The sequence below is a fragment of the Pseudomonas sp. Eqa60 genome (assembly GCF_018326405.1).
Taxonomy (GTDB): Bacteria; Pseudomonadota; Gammaproteobacteria; order Pseudomonadales; family Pseudomonadaceae; genus Aquipseudomonas; species Aquipseudomonas protegens.
The window spans coordinates 4382341-4406055 of the sequence record NZ_AP024342.1 but is presented as its reverse complement, the minus strand read 5'-3'; the positions used below and the strand labels follow the sequence as shown (position 1 = coordinate 4406055).

Below are 23715 nucleotides of genomic sequence, written 5' to 3'. Positions count from 1 at the left end.
TCCATGCGCGTAGAACCGCTCATTGTCGTGGTTGGTGGCTTGGGTAATCACGATGGGGCCTGGAGGCGGCTTGAGGATCGGCTGCGCGAGCAGGGGATCACTGGCCATTGGCATCATCACGATACTCGCGGTGTGAGAAACCTCTTTCGTGCGGCTCGGGTGCGGGATCTCTCGTTGGAACTGATGGCGAAAATCGATGCGTTGGCCCCGCAATACAGCCGAATCATTCTGCTGGGGCACAGCGCTGGCGGCATGATTGTGCGTGATGCCTATCTGCTGGCGGCAGGTGCCTACCTGGATCAGCCGTCACGAGGGGCATGGTGGAGCAAGGTCGAGTCGGTGCTGTTGTTTGCCTCCATCAACCGCGGCTTTCGCCCTTACGCAACCGCTACCTGGGCCTTGGGCATGGCGCTGATGAAGCTGGTTTCGCTGCAGTGGCTGCTGCTCAAGCCTCCCTCCTGGTTTACCCTGGGCTGGCTCATGGAGTTGGAAAAGGGCTCTTTTTTTGTTACCGACCTGCGCTTGTCCTGGATGCGTCATTTCCATGAACGGGACGATGAACACCGACCTTTTGTCGTGCAGTTTCTCGGTGATATCGATGGTGTGGTGGCCCGTGAGGATGTGCGCGATACCGAAGCGTTTGCCAACTCCTACACGGTGACCATCGAGGGGCCGATCACAGCAACCTATTCGATCCGGCGGCGCCTCCTGGGGCCGCGGGGTTTATGCGGATAATGGAGGTGTTCCGGAACCCGGACCCTCAACTACACGAGCCCGAGCAGGCCGGCGAGTTGCCAGCCACCGGACCTGGGCGAGTGGTGTTCGTACTCCACGGTATCCGTGACGGCAATTCGGGCTGGGTCACCGACATTGCCGAAGCCATAGAGCAACAGGCCAAGTCCGACGGGCAGGGCAAGCCACTGGCCGCTGCCTGCTCGGGTCATGAGTCGCCGGTGTTGGTGGATCGCTCCACTTATGGCTGGTTTTCCGCAATCAAGTTTGCCTTGCCGTGGGTGCGTCGCGGCAACCTGGCCTGGTTTCTCGACCGTTACAGCTACCACGTGGCGCGCAATCCCGACGTGCAGTTCCACTTTGTCGGCCACAGTAATGGCACCTATATCCTTGGCACCAGCCTGCTTGAGGTGTCGTCACTGAAGTTCGATCGGGTGTACCTGGCGGGCAGCGTACTGCCTCGGGAGTTTCCATGGCAGCGGATGATGTTGCGGTGTCAGGTGGCGACTGTGGCGAACCAGTGCAGTTCCGAGGACTGGCCCGTAGGCGGGTTGTGCCGGGGCCTGCACTTGATCGGCTTTCGTGACGTGGGAACCGGTGGCGTCGATGGCTTCGACGAACTGCGTGATTTGCCGACCCAGCCTCAGACCCTGTGGTTCAAGGGCGATCACGGCAAACCCCTGCAACGGCCGAACCAGCCGAATATCGTCAACTATGTGCTGGCCCCGCATATCGCGACCCCCTTGCTGCCTGCTCCGACAGGGGCCGATCTGTGCGAGCGTCCATCATTCTGGTTCAGGGCCAGGATGTATGGTTTTGCTCTGCTGACGGCTCTAGGCGTAGGGGCCGCGTTCTATGGCGCTTGGTGGGGGTTTACCCATGATCATGAGGGGCTGGTGATCGCCGGGATATTGCTGCTGTATTTTGTGCTGAACACCATTTGAGCCCTCCAGAAAACGGACCTGATCCAGGTCCGTTTTTTCATCCGGGCATTGCGCCCTTGGGTGGCCGCCCGGTCTTACCGGCGATCCAGCCACACCGTCTGCGCATTGCAGAATTCGCGTACGCCAAAGTGCGACAGCTCGCGCCCGAAGCCGCTTTTTTTCACTCCGCCGAAGGTCACCCGGGGGTCGCTGGCGCTATAGCCGTTGATGAACACGCCGCCGGTTTCCAGCTCGTCGGTCATCTGCCGGGCCCGTTCCAGGTCCTGGGTGAAGATCGTGGCGGTGAGGCCGAACTCGCTGTCGTTGGCCAGTTCCAGGGCGTGCTGCGCATCCCGGGCGCTGATGATGGCGGCCACCGGGCCGAACAGTTCCTGCCTGAAGGCGGTCATCTGCTCGGTGACGTTGGCCAGCACCGTGGGTTGGTAATAGTTGCCGGCGCCTTCGACCTTGTCGCCGCCCAGCAGCAGGGTGGCGCCTTCGGCCAGGGTCGCCTGGACCTGCTGGTGCAGCTCGTCACGCAGGTCGAAGCGGGCCATGGGGCCGATGTAGGTGTCGCTGGCCAGCGGGTCGCCGATTATCAGGGCGCGGGTGGCTTCGACGAATTTGCGGGTGAACTCCGCGACCACCCCTTGCTCGATGATCAGGCGCTTGGCGGCGGCGCAGACCTGGCCGGTGTTCTGGTAGCGGCCGATCACCGCGGCCTTGACCGCTTCGTCGAGGTCGGCGTCGTTGAGCACGATAAAGGGGTCGGAGCCGCCCAGTTCCAGCACGCATTTCTTCAGCGCGGCGCCGGCCTGGGCGCCGATGGCGATGCCGGCGCGCACGCTGCCGGTGAGGGTCACAGCGGCGATGCGGCGGTCGGCGATGGCGCCGGATACGCCGTCCGGGGTGACGTTGAGCAGCTCGAACACCCCTTCAGGGAAACCGGCGCGCTGCATGGCGTCCAGCAGCAGGTAGGCGCTGCCCATGACATTCGGGGCGTGCTTGAGCACGTAGGTGTTGCCCGCCAGCAGCGCCGGCACCGCGCCGCGCAGCACCTGCCAGATCGGGAAGTTCCACGGCATCACCGCGAGGATGGGGCCCAGTGGCCGGTACTCGATGCGTGCCTTGTCGTTTTCTACCAGGGTCGCTTCCGGGGCCAGCATGGCCGGGCCGTGCTCGGCATACCACAGGCACAGCTGGGCGCACTTTTCGATTTCGCCCCGGGCCTGGGGCAGGGGCTTGCCCATTTCCAGGCTGATCATGCGGGCCATGGCCTCGCTGTTGTCCCGCAGGGCCTGGGCCAGTGCGTTCAGGCGGCTGGCGCGCTCGGCGATGCTCTGGCGTTTCCACTGGGCGAAACCAGCGGCGGCACGGCTCAGCGCGGCGTCCTGCTCAGCCTCGGACTGGTAGGGGTAGGCGCCGATCTGCTCGCCAGTGGCGGGGTTGATCGACAAGGCGTGGGTGTGGCTGGAAACAAGGCTCATGGCACCGTCCTGCTCGGGTGGGAATGGCGGCAGGTTACGGTGCTGGATCTTTGCTGAAAACTGAATAATATTGAGCAAGTCGTTCACGTTTGGAGAATGCCGTGGATCTGGTCCAGCTGGAAATTTTCAAGGCCGTTGCCGAGCAGGGCAGCATCAGCGCCGCCGCGCAACTGATCCACCGGGTGCCGTCGAACCTGACCACCAGGATCAAGCAACTGGAGCAGGACCTGGGGGTGGAGCTGTTTATCCGCGAGAAGAGCCGCATGCGCCTGTCCCCCGCCGGCTGGAATTTCCTCGACTACGCCCGGCGCATTCTCGACCTGGTGGCCGAGGCGCGTCTGACCGTGGCCGGCGAGGAGCCTCAGGGACCGTTCGCCCTGGGCTCGCTGGAAAGCACGGCGGCGGTACGCATCCCGGCGCTGCTCGCGGCCTACAACCAGCAGTACGCCAAGGTGGAACTGGACCTGTCCACCGGACCCTCCGGGACCATGATCGACGGCGTGCTGTCCGGCCGCCTGGTGGCCGCCTTCGTCGACGGCCCGGTGCGCCACCCGGCTCTGGAAGGGCTGCCGGTGTTCGAGGAGGAAATGGTGCTGATCGCCCCGCTGGGGCATGCGCCGATTACCCGGGCGCGGGAGGTCAACGGCGAAAGCATCTATGCCTTTCGCGCCAACTGCTCCTACCGTCATCACTTTGAAAGCTGGTTCACCCAGGACGCCGCGGTGCCGGGCAAGATCCATGAAATGGAGTCCTACCACGGCATGCTGGCCTGCGTCAGCGCCGGCGCCGGGCTGGCGCTGATGCCCCGCAGCATGTTGGAAAGCATGCCCGGCTGCGCCACGGTCAGCGTCTGGCCGTTGTCCCCGCGTTTTCGCTTCCTGCGCACCTGGCTGGTCTGGCGGCGCGGCACCGTGTCGCAAAGCCTGAGCAGTTTCGTGAAGCTGCTGGAAGCGCGGGGCGTGGTGCTGGCCGAGGGGTGAATGGCGGGGGCGGGCAGATCGCCTGTGCTGTCCAGCCGTTGTGTGCGAAAGCGCCCCCGGCAGCCATTAATGTCCTTGTGCAATGGCTGCGCAGGGCCGATGTGTGTAGGCTTTTCGGCCCTTGCCTAACCCCTGGACACTGAGCCATGACCGATCAGCTTTGCCTGGTATTCGTACCTGCGTTGGTGGCCTTGCTGCTGAATGCCGAAAACACCAAGGGCATGCCCCTGACCGAGGCCGAAGTGCTGGAGATTCGTGATAACGCCGCCTGTATCGCGTTGCCGGTGGCCGTGGCGCTGAGCATGGAAAACCAGCGGGGTTACCGCGATCTGGTGGCCGAGAACTGCTGGGAACAGTGGCAACAGTTTAGGAGCGAGGCGCAAGCCTGAGTGGCGGCCTTGGCGTGATCTCGTGAGTTTGTCGGGGGCGTTGGCAGTGGCTGGGAGCGGCTTCTCAGCGCCTGCTCAAGGCCAATCGAGCGGCAAACAGTACGAAGATCATCCCTGTGGTGCGGTCCATCCACTGGATCACCTTTTCCCGCTGCAGCACACCGGCCAGGGGCCGGGTGGCGGCGATCAGCAGTAGCGACCAGACCAGCCCCAGCACCACGTGAATGCTCACCAGGCCGAAGGTCCAGGCCACCAACGGCTGGCCCTGGGGAATGAACTGCGGCAGAAAGGACACGTAGAACACTCCCACCTTGGGGTTGAGCACATTGCCCAGCATGCCCTTGAGAAACCAGTTGGTGCCGGGGTCGCTGTTCGCGCCTGTGGGAGCAAACGAGTGGCGCGGGCGCAGCAGCATGTTCAGTCCCAGCCAGGCGAGGTAGGCGGCGCCGCAGTACTTCAACAGGTTGAAGGCCAGTTCCGACACCGCTATCAAGGCCCCCAGGCCGAAGGCCACAGCCGCGCCCCAGATCAGGCAGCCGGCATTGATGCCCAACGCCGCGCGCAGCGCCTGCCGCCGGCCTTCCACCGTGGCGGTGCGCAGCACCAGGGCGGTGTCCAGGCCCGGGGTCAAGGTCAGCAGCGTGGCGGCCAGGGTGAAGGCCAGGAGATTCTCAGTGATGGACATGGGGGCTCCGGAGTTAGGGGCACAGGTTAAAAAGGGACCGGTAAGTGGCCTGAGGGCCTGATGCTGCGCTCGTACACTGGATACTCAACCGAGGCTGGTAATCGAGTCCTCATAGTTGAGCTTGCCACACAGTACGTACCTGGCCTCTTCCTTCAACCGTGCTCCGCTGGAGAGAACAGCGTTGGTGACAATGAAAACCTGCGGTGGCGAGGAGCCCATAAAGACCCTGACAATCACTGTTTCGCCACTTTCGAACAACTGCCTTTCGATTTTGGCGTTGAACACCAGCTGCGCGAAGATGTTACTGGGTCTGAGGTACCTGGCTTTGGTGGCCTTGAGTTCGACCTTTTGCCGGGGTTCGCCGTTCTGTTCCAGCCACAGATCAAAGCCACGGTCTCCCGGCTCCTTGGGATGAAAGCGATAATCGGCATGGGTGAACTGATTGAGCAGGTAGTGCCTAGCCAGGTCTTCGATTTTGCGTGTCATTGGGTTTGCCTGAGGGCGGGTAGGACAAAGGAAGGTCGGTGCTAATTGCTTGAGGCAGTTTCTGGCCTTGGGCCATCAGGACGAATGATCATTCGTCCTGACACTGCGGCTCCTCAGCCGAACAGCCCTGCCATTCTGAACAGCGTGTCCAGGGACATCCCGAGAACCTCGGCCATTGAATGCAGGAGGATCGGAACCAGAAGGCCGCCACTGACTATTCTGGCGACCGCGAAAATGCAGCCACTGGCAAAGATCAGGGCCATTGTCGTGCCGTTGCCGTACTGGGTGTGAAGCCCGGCGAAGATGGCCGCACTGACGATAACGGCGATCCATTTCCAGACTTGGCTGTTTTCATACGGAAACAGGCGCAGCAGGTAATGGCGGAAAAACAACTCCTCAACGATGGGGGGCAGCACCATCAGTGAGGCGATCTTGATCAGGGTTTGCCAGCCGTTCAGGCCCGCCAGCAATTCGGCCATGAACGCCTCTTCAGGAGATCCGAGCATGAGGATGGCGACCCCGCACAGCACATAGGCGGCCACCATGCATGCAGCGCCTATGCCCAGAGGATGGCGTATTACCCGTCCGCGCCAGGCGGCGCTGAAATGCTGGCGGTACTGCAGCCAGAACAGGCCGAGCAAGAGCAGCATGCCCAGGCCCTGGGTGCTGATGAATATCAGATAGGTTTGCATCTGTGGCGGCACCAGCAGGATGCCGGGTATTCCCGCCAGGATGTATAACAGGGTGGCCAGAATAAACAGGCCGACCCTGGGAAAGAACCGGTAGGTAGAACGCTCAGGGGCGCAGACCCCAGGCGGGGAAAACAGATGAGTCACAGTCACTCCATGAATGCGGGATAAATGGGGGCGGCATAGTGCCACTATCGTCGACCGCCGGGAACCGCTTTCAGGTGGCGCTTGCAAAGGGCATTCAGCCTTTGCGCTTGACCAGCGCCAGATACACCCCGGCCTCTTTCTTCGGTTCGACGTAGTGGGCGCCTTCCAGATCGGCGACCTGAATCGGCTCCATCGCCAGCTCCAGCTCAGGGGTACCCGTGTAACGGTCAGCGTCATCGCTCAGTGCATGCCTGAAGGCTTGGAGAAAGGCATCACGGTTGGCGAACTTGCCGTAGACATAGTTGCCTCGTTGGTCGCTGTAGAAGCGCGAGTAGGTCAGCAGCACGATGCCCCAGCGTTCGATGTGTTCGTCAGGCGCGGTGTGGGGAATGGGCTTGATCAGGTCCTTGCGAATTTGCCGAATCTTGTCATACGCATTCTTGTTGTTGTGTATCACTTTGAATTCGATAGCGGTGGAGGGATGTTCGCCGTAGCTGTCTTCAACCCAGATATCCACCTTGCGGCGTTCGGCAGCGATCAGCCAGCGAGGTACGTTGCGGCGTTCATCCAGCTGGCCGCCGAGGCCGAACTGGTCGCGGTTGATATCCAGCAGCGCCGCTGACTCCAGGCTCAGCCATAGCTCGGCAGCGACGCTGACTGCGATGGACTTGAGGATGTGCTGGCGCTCTTCTTTTAGGTGGTTTAGCAGGAACGGGGCAAATTCACGGACAAAGGACATGGGATCTCCAAGGAATAACACCGATCTGTAGGAGCGAGCTTGCTCGCGATGATTTCCAAAGCGCCGCCTGTTCCCTGCAAGTGCGCGTTATCGTTGACGTCCTTCGCGAGCAAGCTCGCTCCTACGAGAGGGCGGCGGTCAATAGGGGCCGCGGGGTTCAGGAATGCCCAGCTGCTGTTGCCGGGCGTCGAGCTGTTTGTCCACGGCGCGTTTGCCACTGATGAGCTTGAGGTGCTGCACGCTGGGCGGTAGCTGGCTGTCGATCAGTGTCAGCAGATCCATCTGTGGGGCCTTGATGATGCGCAGATCAGCGATGTTCGAGGTTTGCAGGCCGCTGAGTTCCCCCAGGCTCTTGAGGTTGATCAGGCTCAGCTGGTGCAGCCGCGCCAGCCCGGCGAAATCCAGCCGGCGCAGTTGCGCCTGGTCTTCGATCTTCAGTACCTCAAGCTGTGGAAAGCCATCCAGTTGCAGTTGGTGGAGGCCGCGCACCCGCAGGATCTCCAGATCCGTGACCTGGGGGTTGCGCAACTCCGGCATGCTCTCGCGGCTGCCAAAACTCAGCGCCAGGCTGCGCAGCCCGGCCATGCCGGCCACCATGCCCAGGGTGGTCTTGGCCGGCAGGCGATGCAGGCTCAGGTGCCTGATGCTCGGGCACTGGCTCAGCACATCCAGCTGATGGCTCTGCACGCTGATGCTCAGGCTGTGCAACTCGGGCATCCAGCCAATCGGCGCCAGTTCAATCGCCGGCCCATTGTCCATGGACAGCCGCAGGCTGCGCAGTTGCTCCAGATTGGGCATGCTGAGCAGTTCAGGCAGGTCGGCGCTGATCACCTGCAGGGCAAACTCCCGAAGCAGGGGCAGGCGGCCGATGGCCTCGTAGTGATCCAGGGTGTCGAGGCAGTCCAGGCTCAGGGACTGCACATGGGGCAGGGCCAGCAACACCCGGGCATCGAACGCGCTGCCCGGATAATGGCTGTAGAAACGCACATTGAGGCGCTCGCCGAAACGGGCGCAGAGCGTGTCGAGCTGACTCAGCAGTTCGCCGTCGTACTGTTCGGCCTTGGCGAACTGGACGATGACCCGGGCCTGGTCATCGGCCTCCAGCCGGGCGCTAACCTGCAGTTCCAGGTCGGCCTGGCTGGGGGCTTGAATTCGATGGGGAAACATCAGCGGTCCTTGATGATTTTCGCCGCGGCATCATGCCATTGCGCGATCTTCACCGCCATCTGCGCGCAGGCCCGGCCAGCCGCCGGGCCGCCTTGCAGGAAAGGCTACGGGTCGACCTGGCCCATCAGCTCGGCCACCGATTCCGGGCGCTTGGCGTAGCGCTGGGCCAGCACCGCGCAGACCATCAGCTGGATCTGGTGGAACAGCATCAGGGGCAGAATCAGCACGCCCATGGTGCTGCCGGCAAACAGCACCTGGGCCATGGGCACGCCGGTGGCCAGGCTCTTTTTCGAGCCGCAGAAGAGGATGGTGATGCGGTCTTCCTGGTCGAAGCCGAACAGCTTGCCGAGAAAGCTCGACGCCAGCAGCACCAGCGCCAGGAGGACGCAGCAGGCCACCACCAGGCCGGCCAGTTCCCACAGCGGGATCTGGTGCCAGATGCCTTCGTTCACCGCTTCGCTGAAGGCGCCGTAGACCACCAGCAGGATCGAGCCCTGGTCGACGAAGCGCAGCCAGTTCTTGTTGCGCCCGACCCAGGCGCCGATCCAGCGTCGGGCGATCTGCCCGGCGATAAAGGGCAGCAGCAACTGCACGCTGATCTTGAGGATGGCGTCCAGGGTCGAGCCGCCTTCGCCGTGCACGTTCAGCAGCAGGGTCACCAAGAGCGGGGTGAGGAAGATCCCGAACAGGCTCGACGCCGCAGCGCTGCAGATGGCTGCCGGGATGTTGCCCCGGGCCAGGGAGGTGAAGGCGATCGCCGATTGCACCGTGGCCGGCAGGGCGCACAGATACAGCATGCCCATGTACAGGTCGTTGCCCACCAGCGGTGACAGCAGCGGCTTGAGCGCCAGGCCCAACACGGGAAAGAGGATGAAGGTCAGGCTGAACACCAGCAGGTGCAGGCGCCAGTGGCCGGCCCCGGCAATGATCGCCTCGCGCGACAGCTTGGCGCCGTGGAGGAAGAACAGCAGGCCGATGGCGATGTTGGTCAGCCAGCCGAAACCTATGGCCACCTGGCCGCTGGCCGGAAGGAAACTGGCCAGCAGCACCACGCCGATCAGGGTCAGGGTGAAGTTGTCGGGCAAAAGACGCGAGCGAGTCATAGCGGGATCATCCGGGGGTTGCCAAGTGCGGTGGGGCGACTCTAACGTGGCTGCGTTTTACCGACTAACGCCAAGGAGCCAGTTAATGCCGCCTAAAGGACATGAAAAGATCGTCCGGCGCAGTATTCCCGGTTTGCCCAGCCTGCCGCGGCCGGTGTACGGGCGCACCGAATCCTTGCCCAATCGCGCCTTGACCCGGCGCCACAGCCACCCGTGGGTGCAATTGTCCTACGCCATTGCCGGGGTGCTGGAGATCCAGACCAGCGGCGGGCGCTTTATCGCCCCGCCGCAACGGGCGGTGTGGATTCCCGCCGGGGTGCCGCACCGGGTGTTCAGCTCGCCGCGCACCGAGATGCGCAGCCTGTACCTCGATTGCAGCGTTACCACCTGGGCGGCGCCGGACAGCTGCCAGGTGCTGGCGGTCAGCAGCCTGCTGCGGGAGTTGATCCGCGCCTTCAGTGAATTGCCGGTGGAATATGTCGAGGACAGCGCCGACGGGCGCCTGGCCCAGGTGCTGCTGGACCAGTTGGCCGCCGCGCCGCAGTTGGACCTGATGCTGCCGCTGCCCCACGACGTGCGCCTGCGGGCGATCTACCGCAGCCTGCAGGCGCACCCGGAGCAGGCCACGACGCTGGGCCAGTGGAGCCAGAAGCTCGGGGTGACGGAGAAGACCCTCAGCCGCCTGTTCCTCAAGGACACCGGGCTGACCTTCCGTGCCTGGCGCCAGCGCCTGCGCCTGCTGGGCGCCCTGACTCCCCTGGAGCAGGGCGAGCGGGTCACCGATGTGGCGCTGGCCTGTGGTTATGACTCGACCTCGGCATTTATCGCCGCCTTTCGCCAGCAGTTCGACGCCACCCCGGGGGAGTTCTTCCGCGACCTCTGACACCCCGAGCTTCCTGTAGCCGCTGCCGCAGGCTGCGATGGGCTGCGCAGCAGACCCGAACTGGGTTCCTGGCACACCGTGGCGCCCGTCCGGCGGTCGCTGCGCGACCGTTCGCAGCCTGCGGCAGCGGCTACAGGGGGCGGTGGTGGGGCCAGGTGCGATAGGTGCGGCGGGTCAGGTTCTTGGTGGGCGCAGCAGTTCGATGCGCTCCGGCGGCACCAGGGTGCGCAGGGTCTTGTACAGGGCCCGGGTCTCCAGCAGGTTCCAGATCCGCAGCAGGGTTTCCAGGGCATCCAGGGGTTTGCTGATGAAGTCCCGGGCGCCCAGGGCCAGCGCCCGCAGGCGGGTGTCGCGGGTGGCGTCGGCGGTGAGTACCAGGATCGGCAGGTAGTCGTTGGCCGGGATCCGTCGGTTGAGCTGTTCCAGTACCGCAAAGCCATCGAACTCGGGCATGTGCAGGTCGAGGATCACCAGGTCCGGCTCGAAGCTGTTGAACAGCTCCAGGCTGCGCAGCGGCTGGGTGCTGCTGAGGACGTTGTGCAGCCCTTCGCGGGCCAGCAGCTGTTCCATCAGGTCGAGGTTGGGGCGCTGGTCATCGATGATGAGGATGCGCAGATCGGCAGTCATGGGAGCTCCGGGAGACAGGCATCGAGGTGGGCGAAGAACACCGGGATGTGGATGGGCTTGGTCAGGATCGCCGTGGCCCCGGCGTCGAGCAGGGCGCGCCGGGTCGGTTCGCTGGCGTCGGCGGTGATCATCAGGATCGGGGTGTCGGCCGTGGCGCTGGAGGCCCGCAGGCGTTGCAGCACCTCCAGGCCGGGCAGGTCCGGCAGGCTGACGTCCAGCAGGATCATCTGCGGCGCGTGCTGGCGGGCCAGGTCCAGGCCCATCTGGCCTTGCATGCTCGACAGCAGCTGGATGCCCGGGCGCCGTTGCAGCAGGGTTTCGATCAGCGCCAGGCTTTGCAGGTTGTCTTCGATGCACAGCACCTTGCCCTGGTAGCGGCTTGCGGGCAGTGGCGCCGGCACGTTCAGCGCCGGGGCGTTGCAGGGCGCCACGGCGGCTGCAGCGGCCAGGCGCACGAAGGGCAGCTCCAGGGTGAAGCAACTGCCGCTGCCCGGGGTGCTCTGTACGCCCAGGCTGCCGTCCATCATTTCCAGCAGGCTCCTGCTCAGGGCCAGTCCCAGGCCGGTGCCTTCGACCCTGGGGTCGGCGTCCAGGCGTTCGAAGGGCTTGAACAGGCGCTCCAGGCGCTCGGCGGTGATGCCGGCGCCGGTGTCGAGCACGCTCAGGCGCAGGCGCGATGCCTCGATCGCCACGTCGATGCTGACCCGGCCACCCGCGCGGTTGTACTTGATGGCGTTGGACAGCAGGTTGAGCAGCACCTGGATCAGGCGCTGGCGGTCGGCGATCACGCCGCTGTCCGCCGCCAGTTCCGGCAGCGGCGCCAGGGTGATGCCGGCGTCCGCGGCCATGGGTGACACCAGGGTCAGGGCTTCGTGCAGCACCGCCGCCAGGGCCATGGGCTCGACGTTCAGCGGCAGGCGCCCGGCCTCGATACGGGCAATGTCCAGCACCTCGTTGATCAGCCCCAGCAGGTGCTGCCCGGCCCGCAGGATATGCCCGACCTGGGGCCGCTGGCCGGCACTGGAATCCATGTCCAGCAGTTGGGCGAAGCCGAGGATGGCGTTCAGCGGCGTGCGCAGTTCGTGGCTCATGCGCGAGAGGAATTCGCTCTTGGCGCGGCTGGCGCTTTCCGCTTCCTCGCGGGCGGTGCCCAGGGCGATTTCCGCGGCACGGCGATCGGTGATGTCCCGGGTGATCTTGGAAAAACCGCGCAGGGCGCCGCTGGCGTCGTACTGCGCGGTGATCACCACGCTGGCCCAGAAGCGGCTGCCGTCCTTGCGACAGCGCCAGGCCTCTTCCATGTAGTGGCCGTGGGCGGTGGCCTCGCGCAGGGCCATGTCCGGGTGCTGGGGGCACTCTTCGGGCAGGTAGAACAGGGAAAAATGCCGGCCGATGATTTCCTGCTCGCTGTAGCCCTTGATCCGTTCCGCGCCGACGTTCCAGGTGGTAACCCGGCCTGCGGTGTCCAGGGCGAAGATCCCGTAGTCCTTGACCCCGTCGATGATCAGCCGCAGGCGTTCCTCGTTGTCGCGCAGGGCCCGTTCGCGCTCGGCCAGCAGTTGCCCGGCCTCCACCAGGCGCGTGCCCAGCTGGCCGATTTCATCCTGTTCCGGCGCTTGCGGGCGCAGCGGCTGGCCCAGGGCCAGGCGCTGGGCATTGCCCTGTACCTGCTGCACCCGGGTGACGATGCCCCGGGACAGCAACAGCACCGCGACGATGGCGCCGAACAGCCCGCAGCCGGCGGCCAGCAAGGTGGCGAACAGCAGGCGCATGCGGGTTGCCGCGGCGGCTGCGCTACGTTCGGCCAGCAGCGCATCCTCGCGCACGCGCATGGCGCTGATCTGCTCGCGCAGCACGTCCAGTACCTGCTTGTTGTCGATCAGGATCGCGGTCACCGTGGCGGCGTCGTCGCGGCTGCCGTTGCGCAGGGCCACCAGGCCGTCGAGCTTGGTGCGGATCAGCGGGGTGATGGTCTGCAGGTAGTCGCGCATGCGCGGATCCTGGACATTCTGGTCCAGGCGTTGCAGCGCGGCCTCGATCTGCGGCCGGGCCTGGAGGTAGGCGGGCAAAAAGTCCTCGCGCCGGGTCAGCAGGTAGCCACGCACGCTGGCGGCGGCCTCGGCCAGGAGGGTGTGCACCGCCTGGATATCGCCCTGCACCAGCAGCACCCGGCGCACGTCCTCCTCGGCGCGGGCGGTCTGGCGCTCGGTGCTGTAGATCAGCACCAGCGACAGCAGCAGGATCACCAGCGGCAGGGAGATCACCACCAGCGCCTTGCCCCGCAGCGGCAGGTCGGCCCAGCGCCGGGCGCTGAGCAGGTTCACGGCCACTGCCCGGCAGGTTGCGCCACCAGCCCCAGGGCCATGCCGCGCACCGCGGCCTGGGTGCGGTCGGCGGCGCCGAGCTTGCCGATCACCCGTTCCACGTGGGCCTTGGCGGTGCCGGTGGTGATGCCCAGCTTTTCACCGATCTCGCGGTTGCTGAAGCCGCCGGCCACCAGCCCCAGCACCTGGCGCTCGCGGGCAGTCAGGGCCTGAGCCTGGGGCGCCTGGCCGTTGCCGCGCTCGCTCATGCGCCGCAGCAGGCGGGCGCTGACCGCACTGTTGAGCGCCTCTTCGCCGCGGGCCACGCGCTGCAGGGCGTCGAGCACCTCTTCGCGGCTGGCGTCCTTGAGCAGGTAGCCCACGGCGCCGGCGGCCATGGCGGCTTCCAGGTGATCGGGGCTGTCGTCCATGGTGAAGATCACCACCTTGACCTCGGGCTGGCGCTGTTGCAGCAGGCGCGCGGCCCCCAGGCCGTTGAGCAGGGGCATGCGGATATCGAGGATGGCCAGGTCCGGGCGCAGTTGCTCGCACAGGGCCAGGGCTTGCTCGCCATCCCTGGCTTGCCCCACCACCTCGAACTCCGGGTTGCCCGCCAGCAGGGCGATGAAGCCGGTGCGGGTGACTTCATGATCGTCCGCCAGGACCAGGCGTATCACCGCTGTCATACCGCGTGCTCCAGGGAGGGGACGGGGACGCGGGCGAGAATCCGCGTGCCGCTGCCGGGCCGGCTGTGGCAGGTGAAACGCCCGCCCAGCAAATGGGCGCGTTCCTGCATGGCCACCTGGCCCAACTGTTCGATGCCCTGGCCGGATGCCGGCTGGAAACCTGCGCCGTCGTCGCTGATGCCGAGCACCGCCTGGCCTGCTTCCAGGGCCAGGTTCAGGCTGACGCTGTGGGCCCGGGCATGCTTGAGGATGTTGTTGATGGCTTCCTGGGCGATGCGGAACAGGGCGATTTCCAGGGCCGCCGGCAGGCGCTCCGGGTAGCGCTGCTGCCAGTGCACCGCCAGCCCGGCGTCGCGCAGGCGGTCGGCCTCGCGGTCGATGGCCCGCAACAGGCCGAAGTCGTCCAGCACATGGGGGCGCAGGCCGCCGATCAGTTGCCGGCCTTCGCCGACGCAACCCTGGGCCAGTTGCAGGATGGTCTGCAGTTCATCGTGCAGGGGCTCCGGCAGCGGCGGGCAGCGCCCGGCGAAACCCTGCAGGCGCTGGTGCAACCCGGCCAGGGTTTGCGCCAGGCCGTCGTGCAGGTCGTAGGCGACGCGCTTGCGCTCATCCTCCTGGGCGCTGAACAGGCGCTGCACCAGCTCCGACATGCTGCGCTCCCGGGCTTGCAGGTCCTGCAGCAGGCGCTGGTTTTCCAGGTGCGTGGCCAACAGCGTGGCCAGCAGTTGCAGGGATTCCAGGTCTTCGCTGTCCGGCGCGCTGATGGGCACACTGTTGGCCAGCAGCAGGGCGCCGAAGGGCTGGCCGTCGGCGCGGTGCAGCAGTACGCGCAGCACCCCGGTTTGCGCAAGCGGGCGCTCCAGCCACTGGGCCTGCCCGGCCACGGCGCGCAGGGCTTGCAGGCATTCGCCGTGGCCCTGTTCGGCGCTGGCGTGGGCCACGCCGTCGCTGCTCCATTCCAGCAACAGCCCCTGGTCCATGGCGACAAAGGCGCAGGCCCGCTGCACCACCCGCTGGCGCATCTGTCCGGGGGGCAGTTGCAGCAGCTCCTGGCCGGTGTCCACCAGCAGCCGCAGGCGCGCGGCGCGGCTTTGCGACTGCCGGTACTGGCTGCGCAGGGCCAGGGCGCTGGCGGGATCGAGGGGCGGGCTGGGCATCGGGAAACTCCAGGGTGGGGGCGGTGCAGTGGCTCGGGGCAGGGTATTAGACCCCCGTGCCCGGTATCGCGCCTATCTGCCGAATGGCATAGGCCGCAGGCTCCAGTTGGCCGATGGCAGGGGCGACGGCCCGGGGCACAGTGGGGCTCATTGAAACCCACTGGAGTCCGTGAATGAAACTGAAAAGCACCGCCCTGGCCCTGTTCTTCGTGCTGAGCACGCCACTGGCTCAGGCCCTGGAAGCCACCCCTTACGTGTACCGCACCGTGGCCGAGCAGCCGCAGAACCTGAAGGACCGGGAAATCGCCGGTCTCTTCGACCGCTGGAACAGCGCCCTGCAGACCGGCAACCCGCAAGCCGTGGTCAGCCTCTATGCGGCCAATGCAGTGCTGCAACCCACGGTCTCCAACCAGGTGCGCAGCACCCACGCGCAGATCCAGGACTACTTCGAGCACTTCATGGCCTCGCGGCCGGTGGGCCAGATCAACTACCGGGAGATTCGTCACCTGGGCCCGGATGCGGCCATGGACAGCGGCGTCTACACCTTCACCCTGACTGCCGCCGACGGCAAGAAACAGCAGGTCCAGGCTCGCTACACCTTCCTCTACGAGCGCCTGGGCGGGCAGTGGAAAATCCTCAACCACCACTCTTCGGCCATGCCGCAAGTGCAGCCGCAGTTGCAAGCCAGCCACTGATCCAGGCTCCTGTCGCCTTGCGCCGAGCCTTTGCTCGGCGTTGCTGTCACTGCTCGCGGTAGCGCCCCGGGGTCATGCCGAACCAGCGCAGGCAGGCCTTGTGAAAGCTGCTCTGGTCGCGAAAGCCCAACAGGGCGCCGATGTACTTGACGCTGCGCATGGAGTTGCGCAGAAAACTGTGGGCCAGCATCAGCCGCGCCTCGTCCTGCAGCGCCGAAAAGTGCACGTCTTCATGGCCCAGGCTGCGTTGCAGGCTGCGGGTGCTGACCCCCACTGCCTGGGCGATATGCGGCAGGTCGCTGGGCGCGCCCTGGGCCAGGGATTCGGACAGGGCGCGGCGCACCCGCGCAGTCATCGAGCCGCTGAGCAGCACATTGAGGCGGTTGCGGGCGTATTCCATGTGCAGCACATCCAGCGCCGGGTCGGCGGTGGGCAGGGCGATGGCGCAGTCCTGGCTGCTGAAGGTCAGGCTGTTGTGGGGCGCGCAGAACTGCAGGTTGTCGCCCATCAGCCGGCGCAGCATGCGCGTGTCCGCAGGCTCGGGGTAGGTGAAGGCCGCCACCAGCGGCCGCGGCTTGTGCTGGGGCAGCAGCCAGTGCAGCAGGCCCAGGGTCTGGGCGGCGCCGGCGTCGATCACCGCCCGGGGGATCAGCGAAGGCTCGGCGGTGACGTCGAAACCGATCAGTTGCAACGCGTCGGGCTTGCGTTCCAGGCACATGCAGAAGCCGTTGCTGGTCAGCGCCTGGTAATCCACCAGGCGCTGCAGCGCTGCCCCCAGGGTCGCGCAAGACATCACCGCATAGCCCAGGGCCTCCAGGTTGGCCGGGTGGGCCTTGCTGTAGGCCAGCAGCCCGAGGTCCGGGTTGCCGGTGCGGCGGGTGGCTTCGCGCATTACTTGATAGACCAGTTCCAGCCTCACGCCCTTGGGATTTTCCTCAACGTCCTGGATGCTGCTGCCGAAGGTTCTGAGCAGGGCGTCGACATTCGCGCCGCCTTCTCTCATGACATCGGCAAGCACCCGAAAGCTGGCGCTGGTCATTCTGTGCATAGGTCTTCCTGGACTAGTGGCTAAATGATATCGATGAGGCCTTTTGCATGATTGCAATAAACAAAAGGCCACAGACGAATAAGCACCGGCCCAGGTTTCCGAGGACAAGCGAAAGGTATCCGGGAACACTTCCGGGTGGCCCGGGCAGGGTCGATCATGGTTGGGCAGGGACCCTTGGGCGAGTGCGGCGGCGGGCTCGTCGTGCCACGTTCGAGGGTGCGTCGTTGGCTTGCCTATGGATCTGTCATGCAAAGCATCAAAGACTTTTATCGTGAATTGGCCGAGGGCCATTTGATGCTGGCATTCCAGCCGGTGGTGTGGCTGCCCGACAGCAGCCGGGTGCTCTACCACGAAGGGTTGCTGCGCCATGTCGATGCCCAGGGCGGGGATGTCTACCCCCTGGCGCTACTGGAGAAACACCAGGTGATGCGCGAGCTGGACCGCAGCGTGGTGCTCTGTGTGATCGACAGCCTGCAACGGGACGAACGCCTGCGCCTGGGGTGCAATATCTCGGCCCAGAGCGCGATCATCGATTCATTCTGGTACCCCATTGTCCAGCAGTTGCGGGACTTTCCCGGCGTGGCCGCGCGGCTGGTCATCGAGATCACCGAAAGCGCCACGCCACCGAGCATCGAGGCGGCCAGCGAGTTTGTCCTGTGCCTGCGCGAACTGGGCTGCCGGGTGGCCATCGACGATTTCGGCGCGGGCCTGGGCACCCTGGAGTTCATCCGCCAGACCCGGCCGGACATCGTCAAGATCGACAAGGGCTACATCCAGCGCGCCCGCAGCGAACTCAACAGCGCCCAGACCCTCAGCCACCTGGTGCAACTGTGCAAGACCCTGGCGCCCTGCGTGATCATCGAAGGGGTGGAGACTGCCACCGACCAGGGCCTGGCCACGGCCTGTGGTGGCGAGTGGGGGCAGGGCTACCTGTTCGGCCGCCCCCAGGTGGATCGCCTGGGGCGACGTTGCCGCCTGGCGCAGCGGGTGCCCCAGCTGTGCACGCCGGATCAGGCGTAGCCCGGGTGCATGCCCGCCTGAAGGGGTTCAATCAGCCTGCGGGGTGATGGGCGGGGTGTGGGCCGTCGGGTCTTGCACCTCGGCACTGATGGGCAATGCCTGCAGGTCTTGCTCGGGAATCTCCTTCATATCCACGTGCATGTTGCGCTTGGGCCGCTCCGGCTGGAGCGCGTCGTAGGGCAGCAGCACGGTGTCGAGCGCCGCGTCCAGGGGCAGGCTGGCGATCATCAGGATCGGGCACACCACCATCACCCAGCAGCCGCCGGTGATCATGCGTGCGTAGCCCATGTCGTAGCCGGTGAGCACTTGGGCGTTGGTCTTGACGCTGCGGTAGTAGCGGTCGTCGCGAAAGTCCAGGGCATTGCCGCGAGTCATGTAGGTGCCGCAGCCGGACAGCAGCAGGGTGTTGAGCAGCAACAGGTAATTGATGATTCGGATGATCGCTCTTCCATTCAGGCCATTGGCAGGGGGCGCGAATCAGTGATTCATCGCGTCATAGGGCAGCAGCGCGGTGTCGGCCACGGCGTCCACCGGCAGGCTGACGATGGCCACCACCGGGCAGACAATGCTCATCCAGCAGAACAGCGTGACGTAGCCGTCGTAGCCGCTGGCTCCGCGCATGGTCAGCAGTTCGATATTGGCCTGGGTGCCTTTGTAGTAGTCGTAGCTGGTATGGGAATTGGGGGTGCGGGCGATCAGGGTGCCGCAGCCCACCAGGGACAGCAGGGACACAACGAACAGAGCATTGAGGGCTTTGATGGCGCCATTCCTTAGCAAGCGGGTTTTTCCGCGCGCATGGTCGCAGAAGCCCGATGCAGACGCTAGATTGGGCGCTGAATAAATACTGGGCGCAGTGCCGGGAGGGTTCGATGGAGGGAGAGCGCAGCGTCGCACGGCTGTTCGCCGAGGAACCGCTGTCCTGGGGGCTGCGGGGTGACCCCTATTTGTGGCGAGCCATGGCCACGCATCTGGCCCACACGCCCTGGCCGGCCACGGCGCAGCAGTTGGAAGCCCTGATCGTCCAGGCCTTCGAGCAACTGACCGGCAGGGCCTGGAGCTCGGCAGGGCACTTCTTCGTCGAGGCCTTTGCCCATGGCGGCATGTCCAGCGGCGGGATTTCCATGGGCTTCTGGCACGAGCGCGGCCTGCCCCTGTTGTGCGCCCGTTGGGCTCGAGCCTGATCAGATATCGCTGGGTATCAGCATAAGCAGGTCGGTATCGCCGATATCCACCCCGGCCTGGGTCAGCAGGGTGCTGGCCTGGCCGCGGTGGTGGGTCTGGTGGTTGAAGAAATGCACCAGCAGGCTATAGAAATCGCGCTCGGCGACCACGCCCCGGGTGTTGGCGTAATGCAGGCTGCTGTCCAGGTCTGCGTCGCTCAGGGACTGGCTGAAATCGAGGATCAACTGGTCCAGCCACTGACGCTGCTGCCAGAGCCCGCCCAGGTTTGGGAACAGCAGGGTCTTGAGGTCCTGTGGCAGGGCCACCTGCTGCAGCGGCGCCAGGGCCGCAAACCGCGCCGGGTGCTGGGCAAAGCGCTTGAGCCAGATGGTGTCGCCGGCCAGCAAATGATTGAGGGTGCCGAGGATCGAGCCGAAAAAGGCCTGCCGGTCCAGAGCCAGTTGCGCATCGGACAGGCCCATGGCGGCGCTGTACAGCTTGCTGTTCATCCACTGGTTGTAGCGAGCCATCAGGCCCAGGTGCTCGGTGCGGTTCATTGCGGTTCCTGTCGGGGTTTGCGGGCTGGCGCGCAGCAGCTTCGCAAGCCCCGGTGCCGCAATGCAAGAGGCGTCACAAAAGCCTCGTGCGCAGGCCGTTTGCAGGGCTGTGCAGCCATTAAAAAAACCGCCCCTTTGGCCCCGATAACATCGTTTCTCGGGGCTTGGGCTTTTCTCTATATTGGCCACCAGATCCAGCGCGGCAACAGGCCGCGCACCCTTTATGGTGAGCCGTTGCAATGAATAAAAAACCTGAACGCACAGGGCTGGAAAACCCCGGAACCGCTACCCGGGTGGTCTGGGGCGGAGAGCAAGTCCGTCATCCCTACAACGCCACGCAACCCCCGATTGTCGCCAGCGCCGCCTATGGCTACGACGACATCGACCAGTGGTACGACGTGGCCCTGGGCAAGGCCCCGGGCTTTATCTACAGCCGCATGAGCAACCCCACGGTGCAAACCCTGGAAGCCAAGCTGCAGGATCTGGAAAACGCCGAATCGGCGGTGGCCTTCAGCAGCGGCATGGCAGCCATCAGCGGCGTACTCTACAGCTTCCTGAGCCACGGCCAGCGGGTGGTGTCGACCAAGGACAGCTACGGTGGTACCAACAAGATCTTCGAGGAATTCCTGCCGCGCATGGGCGTGGCCGTGACCCTCTGCGAAACCTTCGACCAGCAGCAGATCGAGGCCGAGATCGCCAAGGGCTGCGACCTGCTGTACCTGGAGACGCCGACCAACCCGACCCTGAAGATCGTCGATATCCAGCGTCTGGTCGCCGCGGCGAAACAGGTCGGCGCCCTGGTGGTGGCGGACAACACCTTCGCTACGCCGCTGAACCAGAACCCCCTGGCGCTGGGCGTGGATGTGGTGATCCACAGCGCTACCAAGTTCCTCAGCGGTCACGGCGATGTGCTGGGTGGCGTGGCCTGCGGCAGCGAAGCGCTGATGAGCCAGGTGCGTCACTACCGGGAAATCAACGGTGCCAGCCTCGATCCGTTCTCGGCCTACCTGATCATTCGCGGGATCAAGACCCTGGCGCTGCGCATGCGCCAGCAACAGCACAGCGCCGCGCAGCTGGCGCAGTTCCTGCTCAACGAGCCGTTGGTGGAAGCCGTGAACTACCCGGGCCTGCCCAACCACCCGAACCACGCCGTGGCCTGTGCGCAGATGCGCGGTTTCGGCGCCATCGTCAGCTTTGTCCTGGTGGGTGGCATGGACAGCGTCAAGCAGCTGTTGCCACGCCTGCGCTATGCCCACTGCGCCGGCAACCTGGGGGCGGTGGAAACCATCTACGGCCCGGCGCGCACTACCAGCCATGTGGAGAACACCCTGGAAGAGCGCCAGGCCCTGGGCATTTCCGAAGGCCTGGTGCGGATTTCGGTGGGCATCGAAGACACCGATGACCTGCTGGCCGACCTGCAGCAGGCCTTCGCCTGGCTGCGCCAATCCCTCAAGCAGAATGCGGCGCCTGGCGCCATCCCATCCCTGGACCCGCGGGCCGAGGTCGCCCACTGAAAAGAGCGCGCAACACCCCCACAGCAAGGTAGCCAGTGGGGGCTTCATGAAGAGGAATAACAATAAAAACCTGGTGGCATCCGATTTGTTTTCTGCCCATTTCCACAGTCGCAGAAATTGAGACTTGCCCTGACAACTTTCATGAGAACCATCATGTCCCTACAAGAACAACAGACCGACTTGCGCGGCGGCTTCAAGCAAGAAATGCAGACCCGGCACATTGTCATGCTCGCCCTGGGCGGGGTGATAGGCACCGGGCTGTTCCTCACGTCCGGCTACACGGTGAACCAGGCCGGCCCGCTGGGTGCGGTGATCGCCTACATCATCGGCGCGCTGATGGTGTACCTGGTGATGATGTGCCTCGGCGAGCTGGCGGTGCAGATGCCCGAGACCGGCTCCTTCAGCACCTACGCCACGCGCTTTCTCGGCCCCGGCACCGGCTACACCGTGGCCTGGCTGTACTGGCTGACCTGGACCGTGGCCATCGGCTCGGAATTCACCGCCGCCGGGATCCTCATGGCCCGCTGGTTCCCCGAGACCCCGGTGTGGATCTGGAGCGCGCTGTTCGCCATGGTGGTGTTCTTGTCCAACGTGGTGTCGGTGCGGCTGTTCGCCGAGACCGAGTTCTGGCTGTCGCTGGTCAAGGTGATCACCGTGCTGGCATTCCTGGTGGTGGGCGGCGGGGCGATTCTCGGTCTTCTGCACATCGACCAGGCCCACAGCATCGGCCTGAGCAACTTCACCCGTGAGGGGCTATTCCCCACCGGCTTCATGCCGATCGCCATGACCCTACTGGCGGTGGCCTTCGCTTTCTCAGGCACCGAACTGATCGGCATCGCCGCTGGCGAAACCCGTGACCCGCAACGCAATGTGCCACGGGCGATCCGCACCACGGTGCTGCGCCTGGCGATCTTCTTCGTCGGCACCATCTTCGTCCTCGCCACCCTGTTGCCCCGGGAGCAGGCCGGCCTGGTGGAAAGCCCGTTCGTCACGGTGTTCACCTACATCGGCATTCCGTACTCGGCCGACATCATGAACTTTGTGATCATCAGCGCGTTGCTGTCCGCCGCCAACTCCGGGCTGTACGCCGCCTCGCGGATGCTCTGGACCCTGAGTGACCAGGGGCACCTGCCCAAGCAGTTCTCGGCCCTGACCCGCATGGGCACGCCGCTCAACGCGATCATCGTGAGCATGGCCGGTGGCGCCGCCTCGCTGCTCAGCAGCGTGTTCGCCCCGGACACCATCTACCTGGCCCTGGTGTCGATTTCCGGGCTGGCGGTGGTGGTGGTGTGGATGAGCATCGCCGCCAGCCAGATCGCCTTTCGCCGGCACTTCGTGGCCAACGGTGGTGACGTGCGCGACTTGAAATTCCGTGTTCGTGGCTACCCCTGGGTGCCGTTGGGGGCGCTGTTGTGCTGCACCCTGGCCTGTGTCGGCATCGGTTTCGACCCCGAGCAGCGCGTGGCCCTGTACTTCGGCCTGCCCTTCATCGCCTGGTGCTACCTGGTGTATTACATTACCCGCAGTAGCCGCCAGCGGCGCCTGTCCCTGGCAGCCCTGGCTCGGCCCTCCGATGCCCTGCAGGGTTGACGGGTGCGCCCGGCGCCCAGGGTGTCCATGAGAGCCAGGCCATGAAGCAGAAAAGCTTGCCCCCGCTGAACTGGCTGCGCGCCTTCGAGGTGTCCGCCCGTTGCCTTAACTTCACCCACGCCGCCGAGGAACTGTTCCTCACCCAGGGCGCGGTCAGCCAACAGATCCGCCAGCTGGAAAGCCACCTCGGGGTGGCGCTGTTCAAGCGCCTGCCCCGCGGCCTGGACCTGACCGAGGAGGGCCGCTCCTACCTGCCGGTGGTGCAGGACGCGATCACCCGGTTGGCGGTGGGCACCAACGAAATTTTCGGCCAGCACAAGCGCCGGCCGATCAAGGTGCGCGGCAGCCTGGCGTTTTTCGTCCACTGGCTGGCGCCCAAGCTGGCGGATTTTCAGCACAGGCACCCGCTGGTGGATATCCGCTACATCAGCAATATCTGGGTCAAGGAGCTGGACGGCGAAGACGACCTGGAAATTCGTTGGGGCCACGGCCACTGGCCGGGGCTGGTGGCCCAGCGCCTGACTTGGGACACGCTGTTCCCGGTGTGCGCCCCGGCCTTGCTGGACAAGGCGCCGCTAGAGGTGCCGGCGGACCTGGCCCGGCACCCGCTGCTGCATGTGCTGGGCTACGAAGAGGGCTGGGGCTACTGGCTGCAGCGGGCCGGCGCCGAGCAAGTGGATTCGTCCCGGGGGATGCAGTTCGACACCCTGATTTCCACCTTGCGCATGGCCGAACTGGGCCTGGGCGTGGCTCTGGCCCGTTCCTCCATGGTCGACCAGATGCTCGCCGACGGGCGCTTGCTGGAGCCTTTCAGTCAGCGCATCGAGGCCAGCGAATCCTTTTACCTGGTGCGTGGCGCCGGGGCCGATCCACACCCCGATGCGCTGGAATTTTCCACCTGGCTGGTGGAGCAGGCCCATCGCCATAAATGACTGGCCGGAGCCAAA

General features: G+C 65.2%; 26 protein-coding genes. 11 read left to right on the top strand and 15 right to left on the bottom strand.

Translation table 11 applies throughout. The annotated features are described in order from the left end of the window. Positions 1–3 precede the first annotated feature (3 nt). Both KI242_RS31870 and KI242_RS31865 read left to right on the top strand, forming a co-directional pair. Positions 4–735 (top strand): alpha/beta fold hydrolase, encoded by a 732-nt coding sequence (locus KI242_RS31870; RefSeq protein WP_244868144.1) that lies wholly within the window; start codon positions 4–6, stop codon positions 733–735. An 80-nt stretch (positions 736–815) separates the two neighbouring features. Continuing rightward, the gene (locus KI242_RS31865) at positions 816–1676 is read left to right on the top strand and encodes a hypothetical protein (RefSeq protein ID WP_244868143.1); all 861 of its coding nucleotides are present in this window, start codon (positions 816–818) and stop codon (positions 1674–1676) included. A gap of 74 nt (positions 1677–1750) precedes the next feature. Here KI242_RS31865 and KI242_RS19795 read toward each other — a convergent pair whose 3' ends face one another. Then, on the bottom strand, positions 1751–3142 hold the full coding sequence (locus tag KI242_RS19795) for an aldehyde dehydrogenase family protein (protein ID WP_053152632.1): 1392 nt from the start codon (positions 3140–3142) through the stop codon (positions 1751–1753). A 101-nt stretch (positions 3143–3243) separates the two neighbouring features. On the opposite strand from KI242_RS19795, the gene KI242_RS19790 reads away from it, so the two are divergent. Together KI242_RS19790 and KI242_RS19785 are read left to right on the top strand one after the other, a co-directional pair. After that, the gene (locus tag KI242_RS19790) at positions 3244–4122 is read left to right on the top strand and encodes a LysR family transcriptional regulator (RefSeq protein ID WP_015636242.1); all 879 of its coding nucleotides are present in this window, start codon (positions 3244–3246) and stop codon (positions 4120–4122) included. A 146-nt stretch (positions 4123–4268) separates the two neighbouring features. After that, complete coding sequence (locus KI242_RS19785) at positions 4269–4511, top strand: hypothetical protein (RefSeq protein WP_015636241.1); 243 nt, start codon at positions 4269–4271, stop codon at positions 4509–4511. Positions 4512–4575: 64 nt separating this feature from the next. On the opposite strand, the gene KI242_RS19780 is transcribed toward KI242_RS19785, so the two are convergent. The 6 genes from KI242_RS19780 to KI242_RS19755 all read right to left on the bottom strand — a co-directional run bounded on the left by KI242_RS19780 (position 4576) and on the right by KI242_RS19755 (position 9527). Continuing rightward, positions 4576–5196 carry a LysE family translocator gene (locus KI242_RS19780; RefSeq protein WP_011062117.1) on the bottom strand — a complete coding sequence of 207 codons (621 nt, stop codon included), beginning with the start codon at positions 5194–5196 and terminating at the stop codon, positions 4576–4578. An 84-nt stretch (positions 5197–5280) separates the two neighbouring features. Then, a complete protein-coding gene (locus KI242_RS19775) occupies positions 5281–5682 on the bottom strand; it encodes a hypothetical protein (protein ID WP_015636239.1) in 402 nt (133 codons plus the stop codon). A gap of 113 nt (positions 5683–5795) precedes the next feature. Continuing rightward, positions 5796–6605, bottom strand: coding sequence for a type II CAAX endopeptidase family protein (locus KI242_RS19770; RefSeq protein ID WP_244868142.1), 810 nt, complete (start codon positions 6603–6605; stop codon positions 5796–5798). A 7-nt stretch (positions 6606–6612) separates the two neighbouring features. Then, complete coding sequence (locus KI242_RS19765) at positions 6613–7257, bottom strand: hypothetical protein (protein ID WP_015636237.1); 645 nt, start codon at positions 7255–7257, stop codon at positions 6613–6615. A 138-nt stretch (positions 7258–7395) separates the two neighbouring features. Next, positions 7396–8424, bottom strand: a complete 1029-nt coding sequence (locus tag KI242_RS19760) for a hypothetical protein (protein ID WP_212805466.1) — start codon at positions 8422–8424, stop codon at positions 7396–7398. Positions 8425–8528: 104 nt separating this feature from the next. Next, positions 8529–9527 carry a bile acid:sodium symporter family protein gene (locus tag KI242_RS19755; RefSeq protein WP_015636235.1) on the bottom strand — a complete coding sequence of 333 codons (999 nt, stop codon included), beginning with the start codon at positions 9525–9527 and terminating at the stop codon, positions 8529–8531. An 85-nt stretch (positions 9528–9612) separates the two neighbouring features. On the opposite strand from KI242_RS19755, the gene KI242_RS19750 reads away from it, so the two are divergent. Beyond that, a complete protein-coding gene (locus KI242_RS19750; protein WP_015636234.1) occupies positions 9613–10410 on the top strand; it encodes a helix-turn-helix transcriptional regulator in 798 nt (265 codons plus the stop codon). Positions 10411–10584: 174 nt separating this feature from the next. Here the strand turns inward: KI242_RS19750 and KI242_RS19745 are convergent, their stop codons facing one another. The 4 genes from KI242_RS19745 to KI242_RS19730 are packed head-to-tail and all read right to left on the bottom strand — an operon-like array spanning position 10585 to position 15183. Continuing rightward, complete coding sequence (locus KI242_RS19745; protein WP_015636233.1) at positions 10585–11037, bottom strand: response regulator; 453 nt, start codon at positions 11035–11037, stop codon at positions 10585–10587. Next, entirely contained in the window at positions 11034–13361 is a 2328-nt protein-coding gene (locus tag KI242_RS19740) for an ATP-binding protein (protein ID WP_174824011.1), read from the bottom strand. The genes KI242_RS19745 and KI242_RS19740 overlap by 4 nt, the downstream gene beginning before the upstream one ends. Continuing rightward, the gene (locus KI242_RS19735) at positions 13358–14026 is read right to left on the bottom strand and encodes a response regulator transcription factor (protein WP_011062112.1); all 669 of its coding nucleotides are present in this window, start codon (positions 14024–14026) and stop codon (positions 13358–13360) included. The genes KI242_RS19740 and KI242_RS19735 overlap by 4 nt, the downstream gene beginning before the upstream one ends. Then, positions 14023–15183, bottom strand: coding sequence for a sensor histidine kinase (locus tag KI242_RS19730; protein ID WP_019094128.1), 1161 nt, complete (start codon positions 15181–15183; stop codon positions 14023–14025). Before KI242_RS19730 ends, KI242_RS19735 begins: the two co-directional genes overlap by 4 nt. Positions 15184–15356: 173 nt before the next feature. Between KI242_RS19730 and KI242_RS19725 the strand changes: the two genes are divergently transcribed. After that, positions 15357–15878 (top strand): SgcJ/EcaC family oxidoreductase, encoded by a 522-nt coding sequence (locus KI242_RS19725; RefSeq protein WP_212805465.1) that lies wholly within the window; start codon positions 15357–15359, stop codon positions 15876–15878. Between the two features lie 46 nt (positions 15879–15924). On the opposite strand, the gene KI242_RS19720 is transcribed toward KI242_RS19725, so the two are convergent. Beyond that, complete coding sequence (locus tag KI242_RS19720) at positions 15925–16926, bottom strand: AraC family transcriptional regulator (protein WP_011062109.1); 1002 nt, start codon at positions 16924–16926, stop codon at positions 15925–15927. Between the two features lie 246 nt (positions 16927–17172). Here KI242_RS19720 and KI242_RS19715 point away from each other — a divergent pair, with 246 nt between their 5' ends. After that, positions 17173–17946, top strand: coding sequence for an EAL domain-containing protein (locus KI242_RS19715; RefSeq protein WP_011062108.1), 774 nt, complete (start codon positions 17173–17175; stop codon positions 17944–17946). A 27-nt stretch (positions 17947–17973) separates the two neighbouring features. Here the strand turns inward: KI242_RS19715 and KI242_RS19710 are convergent, their stop codons facing one another. Together KI242_RS19710 and KI242_RS19705 are read right to left on the bottom strand one after the other, a co-directional pair. Beyond that, positions 17974–18363, bottom strand: coding sequence for a YceK/YidQ family lipoprotein (locus KI242_RS19710; protein ID WP_011062107.1), 390 nt, complete (start codon positions 18361–18363; stop codon positions 17974–17976). Between the two features lie 60 nt (positions 18364–18423). Continuing rightward, a complete protein-coding gene (locus KI242_RS19705) occupies positions 18424–18723 on the bottom strand; it encodes a YceK/YidQ family lipoprotein (protein WP_011062106.1) in 300 nt (99 codons plus the stop codon). Between the two features lie 92 nt (positions 18724–18815). On the opposite strand from KI242_RS19705, the gene KI242_RS19700 reads away from it, so the two are divergent. Further along, the gene (locus KI242_RS19700) at positions 18816–19127 is read left to right on the top strand and encodes a hypothetical protein (RefSeq protein WP_015636227.1); all 312 of its coding nucleotides are present in this window, start codon (positions 18816–18818) and stop codon (positions 19125–19127) included. On the opposite strand, the gene KI242_RS19695 is transcribed toward KI242_RS19700, so the two are convergent. Then, a complete protein-coding gene (locus KI242_RS19695) occupies positions 19128–19664 on the bottom strand; it encodes a DinB family protein (RefSeq protein WP_123430499.1) in 537 nt (178 codons plus the stop codon). A gap of 239 nt (positions 19665–19903) precedes the next feature. Here KI242_RS19695 and KI242_RS19690 point away from each other — a divergent pair, with 239 nt between their 5' ends. The 3 genes from KI242_RS19690 (at position 19904) to KI242_RS19680 (ending at position 23700) form a co-directional block, all read left to right on the top strand. Then, positions 19904–21178, top strand: coding sequence for a cystathionine gamma-synthase family protein (locus KI242_RS19690; protein ID WP_123430500.1), 1275 nt, complete (start codon positions 19904–19906; stop codon positions 21176–21178). A 153-nt stretch (positions 21179–21331) separates the two neighbouring features. Next, positions 21332–22768 (top strand): amino acid permease, encoded by a 1437-nt coding sequence (locus KI242_RS19685; protein ID WP_041752397.1) that lies wholly within the window; start codon positions 21332–21334, stop codon positions 22766–22768. A 41-nt stretch (positions 22769–22809) separates the two neighbouring features. After that, positions 22810–23700, top strand: coding sequence for a LysR substrate-binding domain-containing protein (locus tag KI242_RS19680; RefSeq protein WP_011062101.1), 891 nt, complete (start codon positions 22810–22812; stop codon positions 23698–23700). Positions 23701–23715 lie beyond the last annotated feature (15 nt).